The sequence below is a fragment of the Streptomyces genisteinicus genome (assembly GCF_014489615.1).
Taxonomy (GTDB): Bacteria; Actinomycetota; Actinomycetes; order Streptomycetales; family Streptomycetaceae; genus Streptomyces; species Streptomyces genisteinicus.
The window spans coordinates 6,347,539-6,371,038 of record NZ_CP060825.1 but is presented as its reverse complement, the minus strand read 5'-3'; the positions used below and the strand labels follow the sequence as shown (position 1 = coordinate 6,371,038).

The following is a 23,500-nucleotide window of genomic DNA, read 5'->3' as shown; positions in this document are numbered from 1 at the left end:
CCGGCGTCCGCTGGCGCGGGCGCCGGCGCGGACGCCGTGCAGGGGTGCGGCGCCCCGGCACGGACCGGGGCGCCGCATCCGCCGGGCCGCACCGGGGTGGTCGCCCCGGCGCCCCGGCAGGGGCCGGCGGGTCGCCCGGGAGCGGTTCCCGGAGGCCGTCAGGAGACGCCGTGGGGCCTGATCACGGTCACGCCGGCGCCCGGCGCCGTGCCGAGGGCCGTGAGCGCGGCCGGCACCTCGTCGAGACCGATCTCCCGCGTGACCAGCAGGTCCGGGCGCAGTGCGCCGGAGGCCACCAGGGCCAGCATCGCGGGGTAGTCGTGGGCGGCCATGCCGTGGCTGCCGAGGATCTCCAGCTCCAGGGCGACCACCGGCGCCATCGGCACGGCCACCTCGTCCGGGAGCAGGCCCACCTGGATGTGGCGGCCCTGGCGGCGCAGGCTGCGTACGGAGTTGGCGCAGGTCACCGCAGAGCCGAGGGCGTCCAGGGAGAGGTGGGCGCCGCCGCCGGACGCCCGGTGGACCGCCTCGGGCACCGCACCCGCGGGCAGCGCGGAGGCGTCCACACAGATCTCGGCGCCGAACGCACGGGCCAGTTCCAGCGCCCCGGGCGAGACGTCGACGGCGACCACCCGCGCACCGGACGCGGCGGCGATCATCACCGCCGACAGGCCCACACCCCCGCAGCCGTGGACCGCGACCCACTCGCCGGCCCGCACCCGTCCCTGCCCGACGACGGCCCGGAACGCGGTGGCGAACCGGCAGCCGAGGCCCGCCGCCGTCGAGAAGGCCATCTCCTCGGGCACGGGCACCAGATTGGTGTCCGCGTGGCGCACGGCCACGTACTCGGCGAACGAGCCCCAGTGGGTGAAGCCCGGCTGTTCCTGGCGCTCGCAGACCTGCTGGGCGCCGCGCGCACAGGACCCGCACCTGCCGCAGGCGCAGACGAACGGGACGGTGACGCGGTCCCCCGCACGGCTGCCGCGCACCTCGCCGCCGACGGCCACGACCACCCCGGAAAGTTCGTGCCCGGGCACGTGCGGCAGCGCGATCCCCGGGTCGTGACCCGCCCAGCCATGCCAGTCGCTGCGGCACAGCCCGGTTGCCTCGACGCGGACGACGACGCCGTCGGGCGCCGGAAGGGGGTCGGGGACCTCCCGTATCTCCGGGGTCCTGCCGAACTCCTCGTACACCACGGCTCGCACGTGCTCTCTCCTCCATGCCGATCCGTCGCCGGCCGCTGCCGCCCGCACCCGGGCCGGCGCCGGCATCCGTCCTGTGCGGCCGGGGCCGTCCCCCGCCGCGCGTCCTGTGGTTCACGGCCGTCCCCCGCCGGCCGTCCTGTGCGGCCGGGCTCGTCCCCGCCGCCCGGACCGAGCGGCCGGGGCCGTCCCCGCCGCGCGTCCTGCCCGCCCGCCGACCGCGGGCGGGCCCGGCTCAGTCGCGCCCCCGCACGCCGGCGGGCCCGCCGGCCGGACGGGCGGGCGCGGGCGCCGGCGCCTCCAGCGGGACCTGCGGCCCCTGCCCCTCGCGCAGCCAGCGCCGCAGCACCCGGTGCACCTGCTCGGCACCGGCCAGCGTCTCGCCGGGGTCGACGGGCGGGGAGAGTTCCAGCGGCGACAGCAGGAACGCGCGGGACTGCTCGCCGCCCAGCCCGCCGTGCGAGCCGATCTGCTCCTCGAAGGCGTGCACCACGCCCGTCCGCGGGTCGTGCATCGAGTTGACCATGACGTCCGCGACGTGCGGGAAGCCGTCGGTGCGGCGCACCGCGTCCGCGGCCCCGGGCCCGAAGACGGCGAGCGGCCCCTCGTCGCCGTCCTTCAGTCCGGCGAGAGGTGCGGCGATCCCGTCGCGGGCGAGCACGAGGGAGCCGTGCTCCTCGCTCCGCACGAGGAGGAAGCCGATGCCGGGATGGTCGGCGAGCGTCGACAGCAGGGCCGGGTGCCGCCGGTCGATCTCCTCCCGGCTCATGCGGTGCGGCACGTCCGGGAACGAGACCAGCGCGAGGTTCCCCGAGGCCAGCACGACGGGGTCCGGGCCGGCGGCCTCGACATCCTCGCCGTCGGCCTCGGGCCGCCGGTGCAGCGCGGTGCGGACCGCGTCCCGGGCCGCGTCGCGGGCCTCGGCGCCGCTGCGGGTGCGCACCGCCCGGCGGGAGACGGGCAGGCCGCAGCCGGCGCGCACCAGGTCCCGCAGGGTCAGCCCGTAGGCGCCCTCGAAGGTGGTCCCGGGACTCTGGCCGTGGTCCGACAGGAGCACGATCCGGTAGGGGCGGGGGGCGTGCTCGGCGGCCTTGGCGAGCAGCGCGATCGAGCGGTCCAGGCGCTCCAGGACGTCCTGCGCGTCGCGGCTGTGCGGCCCGGAGTGGTGGGCCACCTCGTCGTACGCGACCAGGTCGGCGTAGACGGCGGTACGGCCCGCGAGCATGTCGCCGATGACCGCGGCGACCACCACGTCGCGCTCGACGACGGTCGCGAACGCCCTGATGAACGGGTAGAGGCCGCCCCGGCCGACGCGCGGCTCGTCCCGGCGGATCCGGGCGCGCGCCGACTGGCCGATCTCGCGGCACACCTCGGCGACGAAGGACACGGCGGTGCGGACGGCGTTGGCCGGATCGGAGAAGTAGGCGAAGTAGCCCGCCCGGGAGCGATTGGCCCGGCCCCGGCGCGCGGCCACCGACAGGACGAGGGCCAGCTGGTCGGCGCCGCCGCTGAACAGGTTGCCGCGGCTCGCGCCGTCGACCGTCAGCAACCCGCCGTCGGCGGTCCGCTCGACGGCCCGGCGCTGGAGTTCGGCCGCGCTCGCGGGACGGTTGCTGACGACGATCCGGCGGGTGTCCTTCTCGTACCAGCGGAAGGCGGGCACGTCGTGGTTGGAGCCGTGGAGGATGCCGAGCTGGCTCGCGCCGGTCTGGCTCGACCAGTCGGTGCGCCAGGGGGTGAGGCGGTGGCTCGACCCCAGCCAGGAGGCCACCGTCGGCATCACTCCGCTCTCCGCGGCCCGCAGCAGCACCTCGTGGCCGACTCCGTCGAGCTGCACGAAGACCGTGCCGGGCGTGTCCCGCCCCTCGGCCGGGTCCTCGCGGCGCCCCCGCACCCGCCTGCGGTCCGCCAGCCGGGACAGCCGCCTGCGGTAGGCGTCGTCGTCGCGCACGGCGAGCGCGGTGGAGGTGGCGGACGCGACGGCCGACATCACGGCCGCCACCACCACCGCGGTCTCCGGGTCGGCCGCGCCCCGGCCGTCGGGGATCAGCCAGAGGGCGATCAGCAGCAGCGATCCGTTGAGGAAGAAGACGAGCAGGCCGAGGACGAGCGCGGGCACCAGCAGCAGCGCCCGCACCACGACGGGCCACACCAGGGCGCCCAGCAGACCGAACGCGCCCGCGCCCCAGGCGGCGGTGACCGCGGTGCGGGTGACGGAGTCCCCGTCCGCCGACTGGAGGCGGAAGTCGGGCAGCGCCCCCGCCAGCGCCAGCATGGTCAGTGTGGACACGGCCCACACGACGACCACCCGGACGACCGCCCCGCCCGCCGAGCGCCACCGCCCTCGTGCCACCTGCCGTCACCTCACCCCTCGCTCAGGGTCCCAGCCTGGCACAACACCCGCGCGAGCCGTCCTCCGGCCGTCCGGGAGGACCGCCGGCGCGGGACGCTGCCGCGGGTGCGCCGCGGCTGCGCCCGCCGCCCGCCCCGCCGGACGGCACGGGCGAGCCCGTAGGCTCGTACGGAACGGACTTCGGTGAGGAGGGCGTCGGGTGCCGGTGGAAGTCACGTGGTGGGGTCATGCCACTTGCACGATCGAGGACTCCGGGGTCCGGGTGCTGACGGATCCGCTGCTGGCGCGCCGGCTGGCCCATCTGCGCAGGCGCCGGGGCGCGCTGCCGCCGCCCGACGCGACCCGGGCCGACGCGGTGCTCGTCTCGCACCTGCACTCCGACCATCTCCATCTGCCGTCGCTGGCACGGCTGGCGCCCGGCACCCGGCTCGTCGTGCCCCGCGGCGCGGCCGACTCGGTCCGCGGGCTCGGCCGGGTGGCCGAGGCCGCCGGGCTCCCCGTCACCGAGGTGTCGCCGGGCGACGCCCTGCGGATCGGTGAGCTGCGGGTCCGGGCGGTGCCCGCGGCCCACGACGGCCGCCGGATGCCGTTCGGCCCGCACCGGTCCCCGGCTCTCGGCTATGTGGTGAGCGGTGAGGCCGACACCTACTTCGCGGGCGACACCGGACTGTACGACGCGATGGCCGACGAGGTGGGCCCGGTCGACGTGGCCCTCCTCCCGGTGGGCGGCTGGGGCCCGTACCTGGGCCACGGCCACCTGGACGCCGGGCGTGCCGCCGAGGCCCTGGCAGCCCTGTCGCCGCGTGCGGCGGTGCCCGTGCACTACGGCACGTACTGGCCCATCGGCATGGACGCGGTGCGCCCCCACGAGTTCTACGCGCCGGGCGACGAGTTCGTCCGCAAGGCGGCGCGGATCGCCCCCGGGGTGACCGTGCACCGGCTCGCGCACGGGGAGAGGGTCAGACCGGAGGGCGGCCGGTGACCCTGGACCTCTCCGAGATGGTCGGTCAACTGGGGGACGTGGTACGGCAGTTGCCCCCGGAGTCGACCCAGCAGGCCGTTGGCCTCCCCTCGCTGTTCCTGCTGGTCGCCCTCGGCGCCCTGGTGCCCGTCGTGCCCACGGGGGCGGTGGTCAGCACCGCCGCCGTGGTCGCCTTCCACCAGACGAGCCCGCTGTCGCTGCTGTTCGTCTTCCTGACGGCCTCCGCCGCCGCCTTCATCGGCGACGTGTCCCTGTACTGGCTCGGCCGGCGCGGCGTCCGTTCGAAGAACGGCTCCCGCTGGCTCGCCGCCCTGCGGGAGCGGGCCGCGCCGGAACGGGTCGAACAGGCGGGGCAGAAGCTGAGCGAGCACGGTGTCACGGTGCTGGTGCTCTCCCGTCTGGTCCCCGCGGGCCGCATCCCGGTGATGCTGGCGTGCCTGCTGGCCGAGATGCGGATGGGCGACTTCGTCCGCGGCGACGTGCCGGCCTGCCTGGCCTGGGCGGCCACCTACGGCGTCATCGGCATCGTCGGCGGCTCCCTCTTCGCCCAGCCGTGGCAGGGCGTGGTGGCGGCGATCGCCCTGACCCTGCTGCTCAGCGGCGTTCCGGCGCTGTGGCGGAAGGTGCGCGGGCACCGGCCCCGGCACGCCGGGTGAAACCGGCCTCCCCGGCCGGCCCCTGCCGCCGTGGCGGGGGCCGCCCGGAGCCCCCGGGTGCCTCGCACCCGCAGGCGGCGGCCGGGGCAGACGCGGCCCCCGGGGCGCGAGGCGGGCGCGGGCGCCGTCGGCGGGCGCGCGGCGGAGTGGTCAGCGCAGCTCCTCCAGGACCCGTCCGAGGCGCCTCGACGCGGCCTTCACATGGGGCAGTTCCAGAGGCCGCTCGGAGTGCAGCGCGGCGAGCTGCCCGTCCCCGGCCGAGCCGAGCAGCGAACCCGTGGACAGCCGCACCCGCAGCGCGCCGAGCTCGTCGCCGAAGCGGTGGCCCCCGGGGACGGAGACGCCGAGCCGGTCGCCCAGGTACTCCTCCAGCTCCATCGAATCGCCGACGCCCCGGTCGGCGAGACGGGCCCGCAGCGGTCCGAGGTCGGCGTACAGATGGCGGCCCGCCTGCGGAGGACGGGCGAGCGCGCCCGCCGAGAGCACCGTCCGGTGAACCGCCTCACCCAGACGCGCGTACAGCGCGTTCGCCCGCCGCACCCGGCCGGCGACGGCGTCGGGCTCGCCGAGCACATGGGCCGCGGCCGCGGCCACCGGGGCGGGGACGACGGCACCGAGGGCGGTGAGGACGTCGAGCGTCCGCGCACGCCGGGCCGCTCCGGCGGGGCCCGCGGGGAAACGGGCGACGGCGACGGGCCAGGAGGCGGGTGTCAGTGCCCCGACGAGGTCGCTGATCACGGTCACGTCCCCCGGGCACATCTCGGCGGGGCTGAGCAGCACGGTGTCCCTGGGCTCGTGGACGGTGTCGCGCCAGGTCTCGTCGCTGATGATGTGCAGGCCCTCGCCGACCGCCGCCTCGCACGCCTCGCGCACCGTCTCGGGCGGGGCGACGGTGCCCGTCGGGTCGTCGGCGACGGACAGCAGCAGCAGACGCGGCCTGCCGCCCTCGCTGCGGACCCTGCGGACGGTCTCCAGCAGCGCGAACGGGTCCGGCACACCGCCGCATTCGGCGGGAGTGGGCACGTGGTAGGCGGGCCGTCCCAGCAGCCGGGCCTGCGGAGTCCACCAGGCGGGACACGGACGCGGCATGAGGACGTCGCCGTCGAAGGCGCCGAGCAGGGCGAACAGCAGCGGCTGCGCCCCGGAGGCGGCGACGATCCCGTCCGGCTCACCGTGGAGTCCCCGGCGGGCCCAGTAGCCGCGGGCCGCCTCCCGCAGCGCCGGTCCGCCGCCGGACGGCTCGCCCGTGGCGGTGGCGGCGGCCGCGGCGAGCACCGCGGCCGACTCGTCCGGCACCGGCAGTCCCGTCTCCGGCGCGTACGGCCCGTACCGTACGGGCCCGCGCCCCTCGGCCACCGTCCCCGCCATGCCGCCCGCCCTTCTCTCCGCTCTCCACGACCGCCCCCGTCCGTTCCGCCGGTCCGCGGTCCCGCTCGTCCGCCCTGCGCCCGGCACCGGTCCGGCCCGTACGCCCTGCCCGTAAGCCGGGCTTCCGCGGTCCCGCCGACCGGCGGGACCGCTGTCGTGCCGCGCTCCCGGCCCGGCGCGGTCCGCGTCCGGTGCGCTCCACGGCACGCGCCCGTCCCACGAGCCCCACGAGCCCTTTATACGAAGGTTCCGGGAGGGCCGCGCGGGGTGGGACTCGTCACCCATGAGGCCCCTGTACCGCGTATCCGGCGCGCCGACGGGTATGCGCCCGGCATGGCAGACCTTCACAGACAGTCCGCGGGCGCCCGCGGGAACTCGGGCGTGCGTGCCCTGCTGAGCTCCTGGGACCGGCTGGTCTTCACCGGCGTCGCCTCGCGCGAGTGGCCGGGCGCCGAGCCCGTGCTGCCCGGACTGAGCCGGAGCGCGAACCACGGGCTGCTGTGGTTCGGCGCGGCCGCGGGCATCGCCGTCCTCGGCCGCGACGCACGGTCGCGGCGGGCCGCGGCGCGCGGTGTGGCGTCGCTGGCCGTGGCGTCGGCAGTGATCAACACGGTGGGCAAGCGGTCCGTGCGCCGCGCGCGGCCGCTGCTCGACGTGGTGCCGGCCATACGGCAGCTGAAGCGCCAGCCGTTCACCACCTCCTTCCCCTCGGGGCACGCGGCATCGGCGGCGGCGTTCGCGACCGGCGTCGCCCTGGAGTCCAAGGGGTGGGGCGCGGTGGTCGCCCCGGTCGCGGCATCGGTCGCCTTCTCACGCGTGTACACGGGTGTCCACTATCCGAGTGACGTCCTCGCGGGTGCGGCACTCGGCGTGGGCGCGGCGCTGGCCGTGCGGGGCGCCGTGCCGACCCGCGCCCAGCTGCCCGCGCCGGGCAGGCCCCGGGAGCACGCCCCCGCGCTGCGCGGCGGCGAGGGCCTGGTCGTGGTCGTGAACCGCGAATCGGGCTCCGCCGACTGCGCCCCCGCGGTGCGGACGGCACTGCCGCTGGCCGAGGTCGTCGAGTGCGCCCCCGACGAGCTGCCGGTCGAGCTGGCGAAGGCGGCAGGCAGCGCGCGGGCCCTCGGCATCGTGGGCGGCGACGGCACGGTCAACCTGGCGGCCTCGATCGCCGCGACACGCGGACTGCCGCTGGCCGTCTTCCCCGGCGGCACGCTCAACCACTTCGCCTACGACCTGGGCATAGAGGCCATCGTCGACACCTGCCGCGCCGTCGAGGCGGGCGAGGCCGTCGGGGTGGACCTCGGGCGCTTCCGCCCCGGGCCCGGGGGCCGATCCGAGCCGGGCTACTTCCTGAACACCTTCAGCCTGGGCGTCTATCCCGAGCTGGTACGGATCAGGGAACGCTGGTCGCCCCGGATCGGCTCCTGGCCGGCGGGCATCCTGGCCGCCGGGCGCGTCCTGCGCGGCGAGCACCCGCTGGTGGCCGAGGTCGAGGGCCGGCGGCGGCCGATGTGGCTGCTGTTCGCGGGGAACGGCGTCTACAAGGGCGTCGGCCCGACCCCCGGTCACCGGCACAACCTCGCCGACGGGCTGCTCGACATCCGGGTGGTGCACGGCGGGCGACTGCCCGGACTGAGGCTGCTGGGCGCGGCGCTCGCCGGGAAGCTCAACCGCTCCCCCGTGCACGCCGCCCGCCGCCTGCGACGCCTGCGGATCGGCGGGATCGCCCCCGGCACCCTGCTCGCCTACGACGGCGAGGTGGCCGAGGCCCCGGCGGATCTGGTCGTGGACAAGGTCCTCGACGCGCTGACCGTGTACCGCCCGCAGCGCCTGCTGTAGGTCCCGTGCGCCCGGCGCGGGGCGGTCGAGGCCGCCCGCGCCGGGCGCAGGCCTGTCTGCCGCGGGGGCCGGCCCGGCGGTTGGCGGCGGGCAGAATCGGCCCATGCGGATTCTGATCGTCACCGCCGGTTCCCGGGGCGACGTCGCGCCCTTCACCGGCCTCGGCAGGCGGCTGGCGGACGCCGGCCACCGGGTCGCCGTGGCCGCCCATCCCTCCTTCGCCGGGCTCGTCGGCGGCTGCGGGCTCGCCCACCGTCCCGTGCCGGGCGACCCCCGGGAGTTGATCCTCGGCTGGTCCCGGGCCGCGTCCCCGGCGGAGCGGCGGGCGCTGACCCGGGCGTACGCGGACGGGCTGGCCGACGGAGTGGCGGACGCGGTCGCTGCCGGGACCGACCTGGTGCTCACCGCCTTCGGACCGGCGCCGCTCAGCCGCACGGCCGCCGCCGCGTACGGCATCCCCGTGGTGGGCACCTACGTGACGCCCGCCGTCGCCACCGAACGTTTCGCGCTGCCGGGTGCCCGCGACTCCGACGGCACGGGCCCCGAAGACCGCCTCGGCGCGGGCCGGGCCGTCCTGGCACGCGCGGAAGGGCTCTTCGCCGGAGCGGTGAGCCGGCTGCGGGACCGTCTCGGCCTGCCCGAGGACACGCCGTCGGCGGCCGGGGCGATCCGTCCGGTCTTCCACGGCTGGAGTCCGCTGGTGCTGCCGCGCCCCGACGACTGGCCGTCCGGGGTCGAGGTGACGGGCTACTGGTGGCCGCCCCGGCCGGACGGCTGGAGCCCCCCGGCCCCGCTGGTCGACTTCCTCCGCGCGGGCCCGCCACCGGTCTTCATCGGCTTCGGCAGCATGGCACCGGACCAGGGCGAACGGCTCGGCGAACTGGTGGACGCGGCGGTGCGGCGGGCCGGGGTGCGGGCCGTGGTCCAGGCCGGATGGGCCGGGCTGGGCAGCGGCAGCGGCAGCGGCAGCGGCAGCGAGAACGTGATGGCGGTCGGCGACGTCCCGCACGACTGGCTCTTCCCCCGCACCGCCGCCGTCGTGCACCATGCCGGCGCGGGCACCACGGCGGCCGGGCTGCGGGCCGGGGTCCCCGCCCTGCCCGTTCCGGTCATGGCCGACCAGCCGTTCTGGGCGTCCCGGCTGTGCGGCCTGGGCGTGGCGCCCCGCGCCCTGCCGTTCGGGGACCTCACCGCCGCATCCCTCGGCGACGCGATCCGGGAGTGCCTCGCCGAACCGGCCCACCGCCGCCGCGCGGCGGAGCTCGCCCGTGCGATCGCCGCGGAGGACGGCGCCGCCCGGGTGCTGGCCCATGTCCGGAGTCTGGAGGCCGACTGACCGCGCCCGTAAGCCGTCTGACGGAGGATCGGATTCGCGAACGGGCGGCCGCGCGGCGCTGCGCGCCGCCGGGCGGAACCGGGGACGGGGGCCGGGCTCCGGCCCGTAAAACGGATCGACGCGCGCCCGGAGCCTCCCCCACCATGTCCGTACCGCCGAGGTCGGCCGGCCACGGGGGTGCCGGCCGGCCGGCGGCGCGATCCTCGCGCACCCGCGCCCGCGGGCCGTCGGGAGTCCACCGGATGCGGCGACGCCGTCAGGCGTCTCCACCACGGGCCGGCACCCGTGGGCGCGCACGTACGCTGCGGGGCGGGACGCCGTCGAACCCGGCGCCGGTGCGTCCCCGGCCCTGTCCCCGCCGCGGGCGAACCCGCCCGCTCGTCCACGCCACGCCTCCCCGGCTCGCGCAGCGTGACCCCCGCGGCCACCCGCACAGCAGGCAGGCGGAGACACCACGGTCACGGCATACGCGCGCCGTCCCCGGCGGAGCCCCGCACCGCACGCGGGCGCAACGCCGACGCGCAACCCGTCTCCCCGCCGGCCTGCCCCCTCCCCCGGGCACCTGCCCGGGGGAGCCCGGCCCCGGGGTGCGTCGACTGCGCCACCGGCAGCGGCCGTCGCGCGGGCGCGGCCGCGGACCGGACCCCGGAGAGCAGTCGCACCGCTCCGGCCGCCCAGGGCCCCGAGTGCGCCCATGACACGAACGAGGCAGTCCATTATATGAAACGCAGGTCTCGCAATGCGATACGTGGGCGTACCGTTGGCCATCTCGCCTCAGCAGCGTCCCGCCGATGGAGAAGGGGTACCGCCATGCCGAAGGAGACCGCCGTCTACACCCACGGTCACCACGAGTCCGTTCTGCGCTCCCACAGTTGGCGCACGGCGGAGAACTCCGCCGCCTACCTCCTCGGCGAACTGCATCCGGGGCTCGACGTCCTGGACGTCGGCTGCGGCCCCGGCACCATCACCGCCGACCTGGCGGCACTGGTCTCCCCGGGCCGGGTGACCGCGGTCGACGCCGCCGACGACGTCCTGGACCGCGCCCGCGCCCACGCGGACGAGCGCGGCCTCGACAACGTCCGGTTCCTGGTCGCCGACGTCCACGAACTGGACTTCCCCGACGACTCGTTCGACGTCGTGCACGCCCACCAGGTGCTCCAGCACGTGGGCGACCCGGTACGGGCGCTGAGCGAGATGCGACGGGTGTGCCGCCCCGGCGGGGTGGTCGCCGCACGCGACAGCGACTACGGCGCGTTCGCCTGGTACCCCGCGCTGCCCGCCCTGACCGAGTGGCAGCGGCTGTACGACCGCGTCGCCCGTGCCAACGGCGGCGAGCCGAACGCCGGACGCCATCTCAAGTCCTGGGCGCGCGCCGCGGGTTTCACCGACATCACCTGCACGGCGGCCGCCTGGTGCTTCGCCTCCCCCGCCGAACGCGCCTGGTGGAGCGGCCTGTGGGCCGACCGCACCACCGCGTCCGTGTACGCCCGCCTCGCGGTCGAGGGCGGACACGCGACCGCCGGGCAGCTCGCCTCGGCGGCCGCGGCCTGGCGCGCGTGGGGCGACGACGAGGACGCGTGGTTCTCGGTCCCGCACGGTGAGATCGTGTGCCGGGTGGAGTGAGACGCCTCCTCGCGGGACGGGCCACCGCCCGTGGAAGGCCGGGGGCCGCGGCGCACGGTGTCGCTCGCCGCGACCGCCAACTACCCTCGCCCGCATGGAGATCATCGGAACGACCCTGCGGATCTGCGTCGACGACCTGGACACCTCGGCCGCCTTCTACGAACGCCTCACCGGTGCCACCCCGCTGCGCTTCGAGCGCGGCGGGGTGTCCGTCGCCGCGGTCGGCTGCTTCCTGCTGATGAGCGGCCCGGAAGCGGATCTGGAGGTGCTGCGCAAGGTCTCGGCGACGATCGCGGTGACGGACGTGGACGCCGCGTACACCACGCTCACCGCCAACGGAGCCCAGGTGCTCGCAGGTCCCGTGCCGACACCCGCGGGCCGCAACCTGATCGCGCTGCACCCGGACGGGTCCGTGTTCGAGTACGTGGACCGCAAGGCGGGTTGACGGGCGCACCGCGTGCGCGGGACGCCCGGGACCGAGCGGACCGGACGGCCGCGACGCCGCCCCCGCTCCGGAGCGATGCGGGCGCCGACGGGTGGTCCACGAGACGCACTACGCTCGCCCCATGTCAGGTCCGACCCTCGTCGTCGAGTTGGCCGAGCCCGTCTCCCCCGGGGCGATGCGCCGGTTCCGCGCGCTGATGCACGGCCTCTCGTCGCGCTGCGAGGAACGCCGGCCCGGATGGTTCGACGCGCATGTGCACGCCGGACGCCTCGGCATCGGGAGCCCGGACGGGGACGAGCACGGCGACGGGGAACGCGGGCGGGCGTGGCCGCGCCCGCTGCTCGGCGGCCTGCCCGACGGAGCCCTCGCGGCCCTCGCCGGGCCCGGCCCCGGGCACGAGGACCCCCGCCGGCCCTTCGACGTGTACCTGATGGGCCCCGGGGTCGGTGACGAGGGCATCTTCGAGGCCGAGCACGCGGACTCTCCCGAGGTGCCGGCCGTCCTCGGCTTCACGCCGACCCACGCCGTCAACGTGAGCGCGGCCTGCAACCGGCCGGTCGACCATCTGGCCACGGCGCTGCTCACCGCGGCCGTCATGGACGCCGTCGGCGGGGTGGCCTGCGCCGAACTCCGCGCCGACCAGGTACAGCTGGTGAGCGGCCTGCCCGGGGTGCTGGGGCTGACCGACGACGAGGAGTACCCGAGCGCGCTGGGCTCCGCCGGTTTCCTGCGGGCCTGGGCGGCGCGGCCCGGCTTCCGCCTGCTGAAGTAGCCGGGTCCCGCGGCCGGGTCCGGCCGGTCCGCGCGGCACGGACGCGGCCGCCCCGGCGGGACGTCAGTCCACGTCCTGCATGCGGAAGTCGTAGATCTCCGGCAGCGGATCGTCGCCGACCCGGGCCCACAGCTCCCCGAGGACGGCCGCGCCCTCGCGCAGGTCCGCCACCTCGATGCCCTCGTCGAGGACGGCCCGGGCCTCGGCGGGGCGGCCCTCCGCCACCAGGATCATCGCGTCGAGGAGACGGAAGCGGCCCCGGGCGCGGACCGTCTCCGGCAGCCGGTCCCACACGGCGCGGGCTTCGCCGGTGCGGCCCGCCCCGAGCAGCGCCTCGACGGCCTCCCGGCCGAGGGCGGCCACCACCGCCGTCGCGTCGCCGCCCGCGTCCCCGGGCCCGTCTCCGTTCCGGGGCCCGGCACCGTCCCCGGCACCGCTCCCGCCCGCGTTCCGGGGCCCGGCGCACAGGTCGTCGAAGGCTTCGGCGTACCGTTCCGCGGCCCGCCCGGGGTGTCCGCCGACGAGGTCGGCGACGGCCAGGCAGCGCAGCAGCGGCCAGCGCGGTGAGGCGTTCCGCAGTCCGCGTTCCCAGCTGCGGACCGCCTGGGCGCGGTCGTCGGCGTGCCACTGGGCGACGCCGAGGTGGTACTCGGTCAGCGGCTCGGCGGGGGCCGTCTCCAGCATGTCCCGCCAGTGCGGGGCGACGAGCGTCGGACCGGGCGGGACGGCGGCACCCCCCGGGGCGGGCAGCCTGCCGGTGTCCAGGAGGGTGCGCCAGGGAGCCTGCTCCGCGCCGAGCGTGGCGGCGTCGAAGGGAGTGCCGGGCAGCCGGTGGCCGGCGCGCAGCACTTCGAGGGCGCCCCACCCGGAGCCGGTGGCGATCCGTTCGCCCGGTTCGGTGTCGGCGGCGCGCTCCAGCCACGCCCGGTGGGCGGCGTCGACGTCGGCCCTGGGCAGCGCGGCCGCGAGCCGGGCGGCGGTCTCCGTGCGGGCCGCGGACCAGTCCTCGCCGTGCACCAGCGCCGGGTCGGCGTCCAGCGGACCGTACGCCTCCAGCCAGCTGATGTCCGACTCCGGTTCGAGGCGGAGGTGTTCCAGCTGGGTGCGGGCGAGCCCGGCCTGGATCTCGGCGTAGCCGCCGGTGCCCGGTGCGGTCAGCCAGCGCTGCCAGCGGCGGCCGCCGCGCCCGGAGCCCCAGACGAAAAGCTTGCGTCCGCGCAGGGTGTCGGTGGAGGTCTGCACCAGGCCGCTGCCGTCGGCGTCGAGGGCAGCGATCCACTTGCGGGCCTCGTCGGGCACCTCGTAGAACCAGTCCGCGGAGTGGGTGCTGCGCAGCGGGGTAGGTGCGGTCGGCCTCCCGTTCCCCGGAGACCGGGACGGGCACGCGGCGCAGACTGCGCGTGTAGCCGAAGTGCCACGCCTCGTCGGCGGGGGCGAGGACGCGGGTGCCCTCGCCCTCGTCGACGGCGGTGTTGGACCACCAGTAGAGGGCGGCGGGGCGTTCGTGCGGGTTGCGCACCCGGACGCCGACGTGGAGGAATTCGGAACCGCCGGGGAGCCACAGGTCGACCTGGAAGGGCAGGTCGCGCAGGCGTTCCCACTCCCACAGCCGGAGCATCGGCCCGCCGTCCGGGGCGGTGACGAGCGCGGCGTGCAATGGGGCGCAGGCGAGGGCGGTGTGGCCGGTGGCCCCGATGTTCCACTCGATGCCGCCGGAGAACCAGGCTCCGGCCAGCCCGAAGGAGGCCGGCTGGAGGACGGGGTTGCGGTGCAGCAGCTCGCGGCCGGTGGGCTTGTGGTGCAGGGAGTGGACCCGGCCGCCGAGCCCGGGGAGGACCGTGACGCGCAGCCGCTCGTTCTCCAGGACGACCGCGTCCAGGGTGGTGGGTGTGCGGTCGCGGCCGTATCCGTCGAGGATCTGGACCGGCAGGACGGTGCGCAGGGGCTCGTAGCCGATCTGGCGGGCCATGTCCCGGGGCAGGCGGCGCCGGGTCTCCTCGTCGACGGTGTGCGTCGTGTCGAGGGGGCGCAGCGCCGGGAGGGGGTTCGGCGGGCCGAGGGGTGCGGCGGGCAGGGTCAGTTCGGCACGGCGCACGGTGGTGGGCACGTCAGCCTCGCATTCGTCTGGGGTGCGCCGCGGCGGCCGTCCCCGGTGGAGTCGTGTCGACCATGGAACCTCCCGATGGGCGGGTCGGGCCAGAGGCGGGCGCGGAATTCGCGTGTGCGTGCGCGCGGGACCGGCCTACGCTGACCTGGCCGGTCGCCCCGTCCGCGGGACGGGCGCACCGGCCGCGACGGGGAACCGGCCACGACGGCGGGACCGGCCGCGACGGGCTGCCCGGCAGGAGCACGGGCACGGGACGACAAGCGAGAAGGTGGCGTCGGGATGGGCACGCAGCACACGTACCGGGTGATCGTCCGGGGTGCGTGGGAAGGGCTGACGGAGGCGGGGCGGGCGGCGCTGCTCGCGGCGGTGGACGAGCACGACGGGCTGGCCGCGATCCGCTTCACCGAGGAGGGCTCCCTCGCCTACGACCGGGCGCTGCGGCGCTTCACGTACCGGTTCGTGGTGGTGTCGGACGCCGCCGACGGCGAGGAGATGGCCGAGGTGATCGCGGAGGACCGGGCACGGGCGGCGCTGGCGGCACTGGGTCACGGGCACGGGGAGCTGAAGTGCTCCGCGACCGACATGGACACCATGAAGATCAACGACAAGGGCCGCCGGAAGCGCTGACGTCCCCGGGCTCGCCGGGGCGGCGCAGGAGCCGGAGGGCGGTGGGCACGCACCGGTGCCTCCGCGAGCCGCCCGCCCCGCGCGCCCCGGGGAGCGGGCCCGTACAACGAGCCCGTGCACGGTTCAGCGCCCGTCGGACGCGGTCATCTCGCGGGTCAGTGCCCAGCGCTGGTGGTCGCGCCACGCGCCGTCGATGCACAGGAAGTCGGGCGAGAACCCCTCCAGCCGGAAGCCCGCCGCGCGGACCAGGCCGATCGAGGCGGCGTTGCCCGGCTGGATGTTGGCCTCCAGGCGGTGCAGCCCGAGCGGTCCGAAGGCGTGGCCGACGAGGAGGCCGAGGGCCTCGCCCATCAGGCCGCGTCCCGCGGCGCCGGTGAAGGCTCCGTAGCCGAGGGCACCGCACTGGAAGGCTCCGCCCACGATGTTGTTGACGGTGAGGAAGCCGGCGAGCTCCCCGGTGGCGCGTTCGTGGACCAGGTAGCCGGCCCGGTCCGGGTCGCCGACGAGACGCCCCGCCCAGGCGGCGTACGCCTCGTCGGTCTGCGGCGGGAAGAGCCAGGGCCGGTGGAGCGCGGTGCTCCGCCGGGCCTGCGCGGTGAACTCCGGCCCGTCGGCGAGGGTGACGGGCCGCAGGGCGGTGCGGTCGCCGACGGCGGTGTGCGGGCCGCTGCCGGGGGCGGACGGTGTGCGGGGCATGGGTGCGGTCCTCGGGGATTGTGGTGCGGGGCGGCCGCGGCCGGTCACGGGGCGGCGGTGTCCAGGGCGGGTTCCCGCAGGGTCAGCGTCAGTTCCCCGGCGTCCAGCACGGCGGGCACGCCGAGCGGCATGGTCAGCGCCGACTCGCCGTGGCCGAAGCCGAACTCCTCGACGACGGGGACGCCCAGGCCGCCCAGCCGGTCCAGCAGGACCGCGCGGACCGCCGGGTAGTCGCCGCACTCCGCCCAGGAGCCGAGCACCACGCCCGCGACGCCGGTCAGCCAGTCGGCGCGCAGCAGCTGGGTGAGCATCCGGTCGATGCGGTAGTCCTCCTCCCCGACGTCCTCCAGGAGCAGGATCCCGCCGCGCGCCGAGGTCCGGGTGTGCGGGACGGCGAGGTCCCCGGCGAGGAGCGCGAGGCAGCCGCCGAGGGTGACCCCGGTGGCCCGGCCCGGGACCATGGCGCGGGCGCCCGGCAGGGCTTCGACGGTGCGCACGGACTCCGGGTCGAACAGGGTGGCCCGCAGGTGCTCCTGGGTGCGGGTGTCCTTGAGGAACGTCAGCGCGCCCGGCATGGGCCCGTGGAGGGTGGCGATGCCCGCGCGGACGGCGAACGCCTCGTGGAGTGCGGTGATGTCGCTGTATCCGACGAGGATCTTGGGTCCGGCCGCGCGGATGGCCGTCCAGTCGACGAGGTCGGCCATGCGCTGCACGCCGTAGCCGCCGCGGGCGCAGAACACGGCCGAGACCGTGGGGTCGCACCAGGCGTCGGTCAGGTCGCGGGCGCGCGCCGCGTCGTCGCCGGCGAGGTAGGGCAGCGACGGGTGGGTGCCGAGGACGTGCGGCATCACGACCGGGTCCAGGCCCCAGCCGCGCAGTACGTCGAGCCCCGCGTCGAGGCGCTCGCCGGGGACGGGGCCGCTGGGGGCGACGACGGCGACCCGCGCGCCCGGGGTCAGGCGCGGCGGGCGGATCAGCGGGGGCACGCTCATGTGCGGAACTCCAGTTCGGGCACGTCGGGGCGGTCGATGCCGAAGGTGTGCGCGTAGAGGGCGAGTTCCGCCTCCAGGGCACGGCGCACGGTCTCGGCCCTGCGGAAGCCGTGGCCCTCCCCTGGGAAGGCGATGTACGCGTGCGGGACGCCCCGGCCGGCGGTCCGCGCGAGGAAGCGTTCGCACTGCGCGGGCGGGCAGATGACGTCGTCGAGGCCCTGGAGGACGAGGAACGGCGCGGTGATCCGGTCGACGTGGTGGACGGGCGAGCGGTCCCGGTAGCGGCCGGGCACGGTGGCGAGGGGTCCGACGAGCGACTCCAGGTAGCGGGACTCGAAGTCGTGGGTCTCGCCGGTGGCCCAGGCGTGCAGGTCGAGGATGGGGTAGATGATCGTGCCGCAGGCGTAGACGTCGGTGGTGGTCAGCGAGACGGCCGCGGTCCAGCCGCCGGCGCTGCCGCCGCGGACGGCGAGGCGTGCCGGGTCGGCGGTTCCCTCGTCGGCGAGGGCCTCGGCGACGGCCGCGCAGTCCTCGACGTCGACCACGCCCCACTGCTCGCGCAGCCTTTCGCGGTAGGCGCGGCCGTACCCGGTGGAGCCGCCGTACGCGACCTCGGCGACGCCGATGCCGCGGGAGGTGAAGTAGGCGATCTCCAGGTCGAGGACGAGCGGGGCGCGTCCGGTGGGGCCGCCGTGCGCCCAGACGACGTAGGGCGGGAGCTCGTCGTCGGGGGCGGTGCGGTCGGGGCTGTGCGGCGGGTAGACGTGGGCGTGGACCTGGCGTCCGCCGGGTCCGGTGAAGGTGCGGATCTGCGGCTCGGGGTAGTAGGCGGGGTCCACCGGGTCGTCGTGGGCGCCGGCCACGACGCGGGTCCGTCCGGTGCGGGTGTCGAGTTCGACGATCTCGTAGCCGCTGCGGGGGCTCGCGGCGACGCCGAGGACCCGGTCCCCGCAGACGGCGAGGGTGGGGGCCCATTCGCTCCAGGGGCCCGGCGCGTCGACGAGTTCGCCGGTCTCGGCGTCGAGCACGGCGAGCGCGGTGCTGCCGGTGCCGTGGATGACGGCGAGGGGTCCGCCGGGCATCGGGAGGAACCACTGGGAGCCGAGTTTCCACAGGGCTCCGCCGAACTCCTCGGCGCGGCCCGGGCAGAGCGGCTCCGGCGCGGCGAAGCCGTCGCCCGCGGGCGCGGCCCGCAGCACCTCCCACCAGCCGCCGGGGTCGGAGGCGTACAGCAGGGCGCCGTCCGGGGCCCATGCGACCTGGCAGACCGCCTCCCGCTCGCCCCCGGCGACGGTGCGGGCGCCCTCGAAGGCGCCGCCGTCCGTGATGCCGGCGACGATCGCCTCGGTGCCGTCCCAGGGCATCCTCGGGTGGTCCCAGGCGATCCAGGCGGCACTGCGCCCGTCCGGCGAGACCTCGGGTCCGGTGACGAACCGGTGCCGCCCGTCGGAGAGTTCGCGTACGGCGCTCCGGTCGTCGGCGGCCGACCCGTCGACGGGGACGGCGGCGATCACACGGCGCACGTCGGTGGGCGACGGTCCGGTGAACTCCTCCAGCACGCACCAGAACTCGCCGCCCGAGGGCCCCGGCCGCGGGTCGGCCCAGCGCAGTCCGCCGCCGGTGGCGGACACCGGGGTGAGGGGGCGCGGGACGGCTCCGGGGACGTCGGGCTCGTAGGCGTACAGCCGCTGGTCGTCGAAGTGGACGAAGACGATCAGCGGCCCGCGGTCGGGGCGGGCGGTGCCGGCCCAGGGCAGGCCGCCGTACTCGATGACCCGGCTGCGGACGTTCCACGGCGCGGGCAGCACGGACTCCTCGCGTCCGTCGGCCCGCAGCCGCACGAGCGTGCGGCGGCCGCCCTCGGCGGGGCGCGGGGCGGTCCACCAGATCTCGTCCCCGACGGTGCCGAGGTGGTCGGGCCGCCCGTCGTGGGAGGCGGCGAGACCGGCGCCGATCGGTGACGGCCAGGTCCCGTACGGGCCCGTGGGGAGCATCGCGGGTCCTCCTAGGCGGACTGCATGACGTGGTCGAGGACGCGGACGCCGAAGTGGAGGGCGTCGACGGGGACGCGTTCGTCGACGCCGTGGAAGAGGGCGTTGTAGTCGAAGCCCGGCGGCAGCTTGAGCGGGGAGAACCCGTAGCCGGTGATGCCGAGCCGGGAGAACGCCTTGGCGTCGGTGCCGCCGCCCATGCAGAAGGGCACCGTGCGCGCGTCGGGGTCGAACCGTTCGACGGCGGCGCGGAGCAGTGCGAACGTCGGGCTGTCGACGGGGGCCTGGAGGGGGATCTCCTGGTGGTAGTAGTCCCAGTCGACGTCGGGGCCGGTGAGGGCGTCCATCGTGGTGACGAACTCCTCCTCGCCGCCGGGGACCACGCGTCCGTCGACGTGGGCGCGCGCGTGACCCGGGATGACGTTCACCTTGTACCCGGCGTCGAGCATCGTCGGGTTGGAGCTGTTGCGCACGGTGTTCTCGACGACCCTGGCGGCGGGGCCGAGGGCTTCGAGCAGGGCGTCGACGTCGAAGGCGGGGTCGTCCAGGTCGGCGTCGAGGCCGTGCAGGGCGGCGAGTTCGGTGAGGGCGGCGCGGACGGTCGGGCTGAGGCGGACCGGCCAGCGGTGCTCGCCGATGCGGTGCACGGCGGCGGCGATCCGGGTGACGGCGTTGGAGCGGTTGACCTTGGAGCCGTGCCCGGCGCGGCCGTCGGCGGTGAGCCGCAGCCAGGCGGTGCCCCGCTCGCCCGCGCCGATCGGGTAGAGCGACATGCCGTTCGCGTGCAGGGTGTACGCGCCGGACTCGCTGATGCCCTCGGTGCAGCCCTCGAAGAGGTCCGGGTGCTCGTCGGCGAGGAAGCGGGAGCCGTCGACGGCGCTGTCCTCCTCGTCGGCGGTGTAGGCGATCACGACGTCCCGGCGGGGGCGTACGCCGTGGCGGGCCCAGGCCCGGACGACGGACAGGACCATGGCGTCCATGTTCTTCATGTCGACGGCGCCCCGGCCCCAGACGACGCCGTCGCGGACCTCGCCGGAGAAGGGGTGGACGGTCCAGTCGGACGGTTCGGCGGGCACGACGTCGAGGTGGCCGTGGACGAGGAGGCCGCCGGCGGACGGGTCGGTGCCGGGGATGCGGGCGACGACGTTGGCGCGGCCGGGCGTGCGCTCCAGCAGGACGGGGTCGAGCCCGGCGTCCGCGAGGCGTTCGGCGACGTACTCGGCGGCGGGGCGCTCCTTGCAGTCGCCGCCGCCCCGGTTGGTGGTGTCGATGCGGATGAGGTCCGAGGTGAACGCGACCACCTCGTCCAGTGCGGTGGCGTCCACCGCGGTCGTGGGTGTCGTCGTCTCAGCCATACTGCTCCTCCACGGCCGCGGAGACGATCGTGGTGACCGCCTTGAACGTGCGAATGCCTTCGTACATGGTGTCGCTGGTGTAGGCGACGCGCCGTTCGCCCCGGGCGCGGGTCACCCCGGGGACGACGGTGGCCGCCGCCGCCAGGTGCTCGGCGTCGAACTCCACCTCGACGGTGAACGGCCCGCCGCGCACCGGCTCGTGGCGCACCGCGAGGGCGGCGGCCTCGCGGGCGGCCGTGCGGATGTCGGCCGCGGTGCGGGCGGGGGTGCGGCAGACGGCGGCGTAGCGCGAGACGTGGTCCTTGACGGCGACCTTCAGCGCGCCGGGCGCGTAGTCGAGGGCGTCCTCGCAGGTGAGGTCGTCGCCGGTGACGAGGACGACGGGGACGCCGTACTCGGCGACGACGTGGGCGTTGAGCATGCCCTCGCTCGCGCGGACGCCGTTCAGCCAGACGCCGGTGATGGAGTTGGCGAGGTAGGTGTGGGCGAGGACGCCTTCGGTGCCCGCGCCGGTGTGGTAGCCGACGAACGCGATGCCGTCGACGTCGCCGTGCTGGACGCCCTCCACCATGGACAGCGACTTGTGGCGGCCGGTGAGCATCTCGGCCCGCTCGTCGAGCTGTTCGAGGAGCAGGTTGCGCATGGTCCAGTGGGCCTCGTTGACGAGGACCTGGTCGGCGCCGCCGTCGAGGAAGCCGAGGACGGCCGCGTTGACGTCGGAGGTGAACAGGGACCGGCAGCGTTCCCACTGGGGGGTGCCGGGCAGGACGTCGGCCGGCCAGGTCACGCCGGTGGCGCCCTCCATGTCGGCGCTGATCAGGATTTTCACGGCTCGCTCCTGTTCGGATGGTCCGAACGGGAGTCTAAGGTCTTCCGATTGGATCAGGGCGGACGGTGGGCGGGCCGGTGCGCGCGAGTCCGCCGGGCGGGCCCGCTCGCACCGGCGGCGGGGCGCCCGGCGGGATGCCGGACGCCCCGCCGGCCGGTCAGCCGAGGACCTTCTCCAGGGAGCCGAGCGCGCCGCGGAGTTCGTCGGCGGTGACGGTGAGCGGCGGTGCGATGCGGATCGTGGAGCCGTGGGTGTCCTTGACGAGCACGCCTTCGGCCATCAGCCGTTCGCTGATCTCGCGGCCGGTGCCCACGGACGGTTCGATGTCGACGCCGGCCCACAGCCCGCGGGCGCGGAAGCCGGTGACGCCCCTGCCGAGCAGGGCCGTGAGGCCCTCGCGCAGCACCTCGCCGAGTTCGGTGGCGCGGCGCTGGAACTCGCCGGTGGCGAGCAGGTCCACGACAGCGGAGCCGACGGCGGCGGCGAGCGGGTTGCCGCCGAACGTGGAGCCGTGCTCGCCCGGCCGCAGCACGGACATGACGTCCCGGCGGCCGACGACGGCCGACACGGGCACGATGCCGCCGCCGAGCGCCTTGCCGAGCAGCAGGAGGTCGGGGCGGACCGACTCGTGGTCGACGGCGAGCGTGGTGCCGGTGCGGCCGAGGCCGGACTGGATCTCGTCCGCGATGAACAGGCAGCCGGCCCGGCGGGTCGCCTCGCGGACGCCGGCGAGATAGCCGTCGTCGGGGATGAGGACGCCCGCCTCGCCCTGGATGGGCTCGACGAGGACGGCGGCCGTGGTGTCGTCGAGGGCGGCTTCCAGGGCTGCCAGGTCGTTGTAGGGGACAACCCGGAAGCCGGGGGTGAACGGGCCGAAGCCGGCCCGGGCGCTCTCGTCGGTGGAGAAGCTGACGATGGTGGTGGTGCGGCCGTGGAAGTTGCCGTCGGCGACGACGATCGTGGCCTCGCCGGGGGCGACGCCCTTGACCTCGTAGGCCCATTTGCGGGCGATCTTGACGGCGCTCTCGACGGCTTCGGCGCCGGTGTTCATCGGCAGCGTCATCTCGAGGCCGGTCAGCGCGGCCAGTCCCTCGGCGAATCCCGCGAGGCGGTCGTTGTGGAAGGCGCGCGAGGTGAGGGTGAGGGTGTCGAGCTGGCGGTGGGCCGCGGCGATCAGGCCGGGGTGGCGGTGGCCGAAGTTGAGTGCGGAGTAGCCGGCCAGCAGGTCGAGGTAGCGCCGGCCCTCGACGTCCTCGACCCAGACGCCCTCGGCGCGGGCCACGACCACCGGCAGCGGGTGGTAGTTGTGCGCCAGCGTGTCGTGCTCGGCGCGGATCAGCTCGGCGGACGTCCGCGCGGGGTGCGCGCCCGCGGCGGAGGCGGACCCGGGGGAACGTTCGGGTGTCAGCGTCATGCGCGGATCTCCTGGGTGCAGCACTTGATGCCGCCGCCGGCCTTGTGGAACTCCGACAGGTCGACGGGGACGGGGACGTAGCCGTGGGCGGCGAGCCGGGCGGCGAGGGCGGCGGCCTGCGGGGCGACGAACACGTGCACCCCGTCGGAGACCGAGTTGAGCCCCCAGGCGACGGCGTCCTCGCGGGTCGCGGTCACGGCGTCGGGGAACAGGCGCTCCAGCACCTCGCGGCTGCCCGGGGAGAACGCCTCGGGGTAGTAGCAGACGTTCGCCGGTCCGCCGCCCGCGCCGTCGTCGAGCACGAACAGGGCGGTGTCCAGGTGGTAGAAGTACGGGTCGACCAGCGTCAGGGAGACGACCGGGGTGCCGAAGTACTCCTGCACCTCCCGGTGGGCCTCGGTCGTCGTGCGGAAGCCGGTGCCGGCGAGGACGAATCCGCCGACGGGCACCAGGTCTCCCTCGCCCTCGCAGACGGCGACGGACTGCTGGAGGGTGAACCCGGCGGCCTTGAACCAGGTCTCGTAGGCGGCCTCCTCGCCCCGGCGTTCGAGGGCGTGGAACCGTGAGCCGAAGACCCTGCCGTCCAGCACCAGGGCCGAGTTGGCGGCGAACACCATGTCCGGCAGGCCCGGTTCGGGGCCGACGTGGTCCACGGTGTGGCCGAGTCCGAGGTAGGTGTCGACGAGGTGCTGCCACTGGGAGCGGGCCAGGTCGCGGTCGACCGGGGTGTCCGTGCTCATCCAGGGGTTGATCGCGTAGCTGACGTCGAAGAAGCGGGGTTCACAGACCAGGTAGCGCCTGGCGCGAGGCACACGCTGTGCTGACACCGAAGGGGTCCTCCTGCCGTTGTCGCGATATCCGGTGACGCATGTCCGGTGACAAGCCAACGGTAGGAATCGGGACGGACCGGGGA

At 76.1% G+C, this 23,500-nt stretch carries 18 protein-coding genes and 1 pseudogene; 8 read left to right on the top strand and 11 right to left on the bottom strand.

All coding sequences use genetic code 11. From position 1 onward, the window contains the following. Positions 1–158: 158 nt before the first annotated feature. A complete protein-coding gene (locus tag IAG43_RS27410) occupies positions 159–1,205 on the bottom strand; it encodes a zinc-dependent alcohol dehydrogenase family protein (protein WP_187743351.1) in 1,047 nt (348 codons plus the stop codon). Positions 1,206–1,437: 232 nt separating this feature from the next. Next, positions 1,438–3,555: an alkaline phosphatase family protein gene (locus tag IAG43_RS27405; protein ID WP_187743350.1), complete on the bottom strand. Its 2,118-nt coding sequence runs from the start codon at positions 3,553–3,555 to the stop codon at positions 1,438–1,440. Positions 3,556–3,754: 199 nt separating this feature from the next. On the opposite strand from IAG43_RS27405, the gene IAG43_RS27400 reads away from it, so the two are divergent. Both IAG43_RS27400 and IAG43_RS27395 read left to right on the top strand, forming a co-directional pair. Further along, positions 3,755–4,537: an MBL fold metallo-hydrolase gene (locus IAG43_RS27400; RefSeq protein ID WP_187743349.1), complete on the top strand. Its 783-nt coding sequence runs from the start codon at positions 3,755–3,757 to the stop codon at positions 4,535–4,537. Positions 4,538–4,554: 17 nt separating this feature from the next. Beyond that, entirely contained in the window at positions 4,555–5,193 is a 639-nt protein-coding gene (locus tag IAG43_RS27395; protein ID WP_187744664.1) for a DedA family protein, read from the top strand. Positions 5,194–5,343: 150 nt separating this feature from the next. Here IAG43_RS27395 and IAG43_RS27390 read toward each other — a convergent pair whose 3' ends face one another. Further along, complete coding sequence (locus IAG43_RS27390; RefSeq protein WP_187743348.1) at positions 5,344–6,561, bottom strand: aminotransferase class I/II-fold pyridoxal phosphate-dependent enzyme; 1,218 nt, start codon at positions 6,559–6,561, stop codon at positions 5,344–5,346. A 333-nt stretch (positions 6,562–6,894) separates the two neighbouring features. Here IAG43_RS27390 and IAG43_RS27385 point away from each other — a divergent pair, with 333 nt between their 5' ends. The 5 genes from IAG43_RS27385 to IAG43_RS27365 all read left to right on the top strand — a co-directional run bounded on the left by IAG43_RS27385 (position 6,895) and on the right by IAG43_RS27365 (position 12,576). Further along, positions 6,895–8,400 carry a bifunctional phosphatase PAP2/diacylglycerol kinase family protein gene (locus IAG43_RS27385; RefSeq protein WP_187743347.1) on the top strand — a complete coding sequence of 502 codons (1,506 nt, stop codon included), beginning with the start codon at positions 6,895–6,897 and terminating at the stop codon, positions 8,398–8,400. Between the two features lie 103 nt (positions 8,401–8,503). Further along, complete coding sequence (locus IAG43_RS27380) at positions 8,504–9,736, top strand: glycosyltransferase (RefSeq protein WP_187743346.1); 1,233 nt, start codon at positions 8,504–8,506, stop codon at positions 9,734–9,736. A gap of 810 nt (positions 9,737–10,546) precedes the next feature. After that, the gene (locus IAG43_RS27375) at positions 10,547–11,359 is read left to right on the top strand and encodes a methyltransferase domain-containing protein (RefSeq protein ID WP_187743345.1); all 813 of its coding nucleotides are present in this window, start codon (positions 10,547–10,549) and stop codon (positions 11,357–11,359) included. A 94-nt stretch (positions 11,360–11,453) separates the two neighbouring features. Further along, entirely contained in the window at positions 11,454–11,804 is a 351-nt protein-coding gene (locus tag IAG43_RS27370) for a VOC family protein (RefSeq protein ID WP_187743344.1), read from the top strand. A gap of 121 nt (positions 11,805–11,925) precedes the next feature. Next, complete coding sequence (locus IAG43_RS27365) at positions 11,926–12,576, top strand: DUF6368 family protein (RefSeq protein ID WP_187743343.1); 651 nt, start codon at positions 11,926–11,928, stop codon at positions 12,574–12,576. 63 nt (positions 12,577–12,639) lie between these two features. Here the strand turns inward: IAG43_RS27365 and IAG43_RS27360 are convergent. Then, positions 12,640–14,683: pseudogene (locus tag IAG43_RS27360) on the bottom strand (DUF5107 domain-containing protein). 279 nt (positions 14,684–14,962) lie between these two features. Between IAG43_RS27360 and IAG43_RS27355 the strand changes: the two are divergent. Then, complete coding sequence (locus tag IAG43_RS27355; RefSeq protein WP_187743342.1) at positions 14,963–15,310, top strand: DUF6204 family protein; 348 nt, start codon at positions 14,963–14,965, stop codon at positions 15,308–15,310. A 123-nt stretch (positions 15,311–15,433) separates the two neighbouring features. On the opposite strand, the gene IAG43_RS27350 is transcribed toward IAG43_RS27355, so the two are convergent. The 7 genes from IAG43_RS27350 to ddaH all read right to left on the bottom strand — a co-directional run bounded on the left by IAG43_RS27350 (position 15,434) and on the right by ddaH (position 23,414). Next, a complete protein-coding gene (locus IAG43_RS27350; protein ID WP_187743341.1) occupies positions 15,434–16,006 on the bottom strand; it encodes a GNAT family N-acetyltransferase in 573 nt (190 codons plus the stop codon). A 44-nt stretch (positions 16,007–16,050) separates the two neighbouring features. Beyond that, on the bottom strand, positions 16,051–16,998 hold the full coding sequence (locus tag IAG43_RS27345; RefSeq protein WP_187743340.1) for a S66 peptidase family protein: 948 nt from the start codon (positions 16,996–16,998) through the stop codon (positions 16,051–16,053). Continuing rightward, complete coding sequence (locus tag IAG43_RS27340) at positions 16,995–18,992, bottom strand: S9 family peptidase (protein WP_187743339.1); 1,998 nt, start codon at positions 18,990–18,992, stop codon at positions 16,995–16,997. Before IAG43_RS27340 ends, IAG43_RS27345 begins: the two co-directional genes overlap by 4 nt. Before the next feature lie 11 nt (positions 18,993–19,003). Next, positions 19,004–20,344: a M20/M25/M40 family metallo-hydrolase gene (locus tag IAG43_RS27335; RefSeq protein WP_187743338.1), complete on the bottom strand. Its 1,341-nt coding sequence runs from the start codon at positions 20,342–20,344 to the stop codon at positions 19,004–19,006. Continuing rightward, on the bottom strand, positions 20,337–21,173 hold the full coding sequence (locus IAG43_RS27330; protein WP_187743337.1) for a M55 family metallopeptidase: 837 nt from the start codon (positions 21,171–21,173) through the stop codon (positions 20,337–20,339). The genes IAG43_RS27335 and IAG43_RS27330 overlap by 8 nt, the downstream gene beginning before the upstream one ends. A 157-nt stretch (positions 21,174–21,330) precedes the next feature. After that, positions 21,331–22,587 (bottom strand): ornithine--oxo-acid transaminase, encoded by a 1,257-nt coding sequence (gene rocD / locus IAG43_RS27325; protein WP_246574582.1) that lies wholly within the window; start codon positions 22,585–22,587, stop codon positions 21,331–21,333. Next, positions 22,584–23,414: a dimethylargininase gene (gene ddaH / locus IAG43_RS27320; RefSeq protein ID WP_187743336.1), complete on the bottom strand. Its 831-nt coding sequence runs from the start codon at positions 23,412–23,414 to the stop codon at positions 22,584–22,586. Before ddaH ends, rocD begins: the two co-directional genes overlap by 4 nt. Positions 23,415–23,500: the final 86 nt, after the last annotated feature.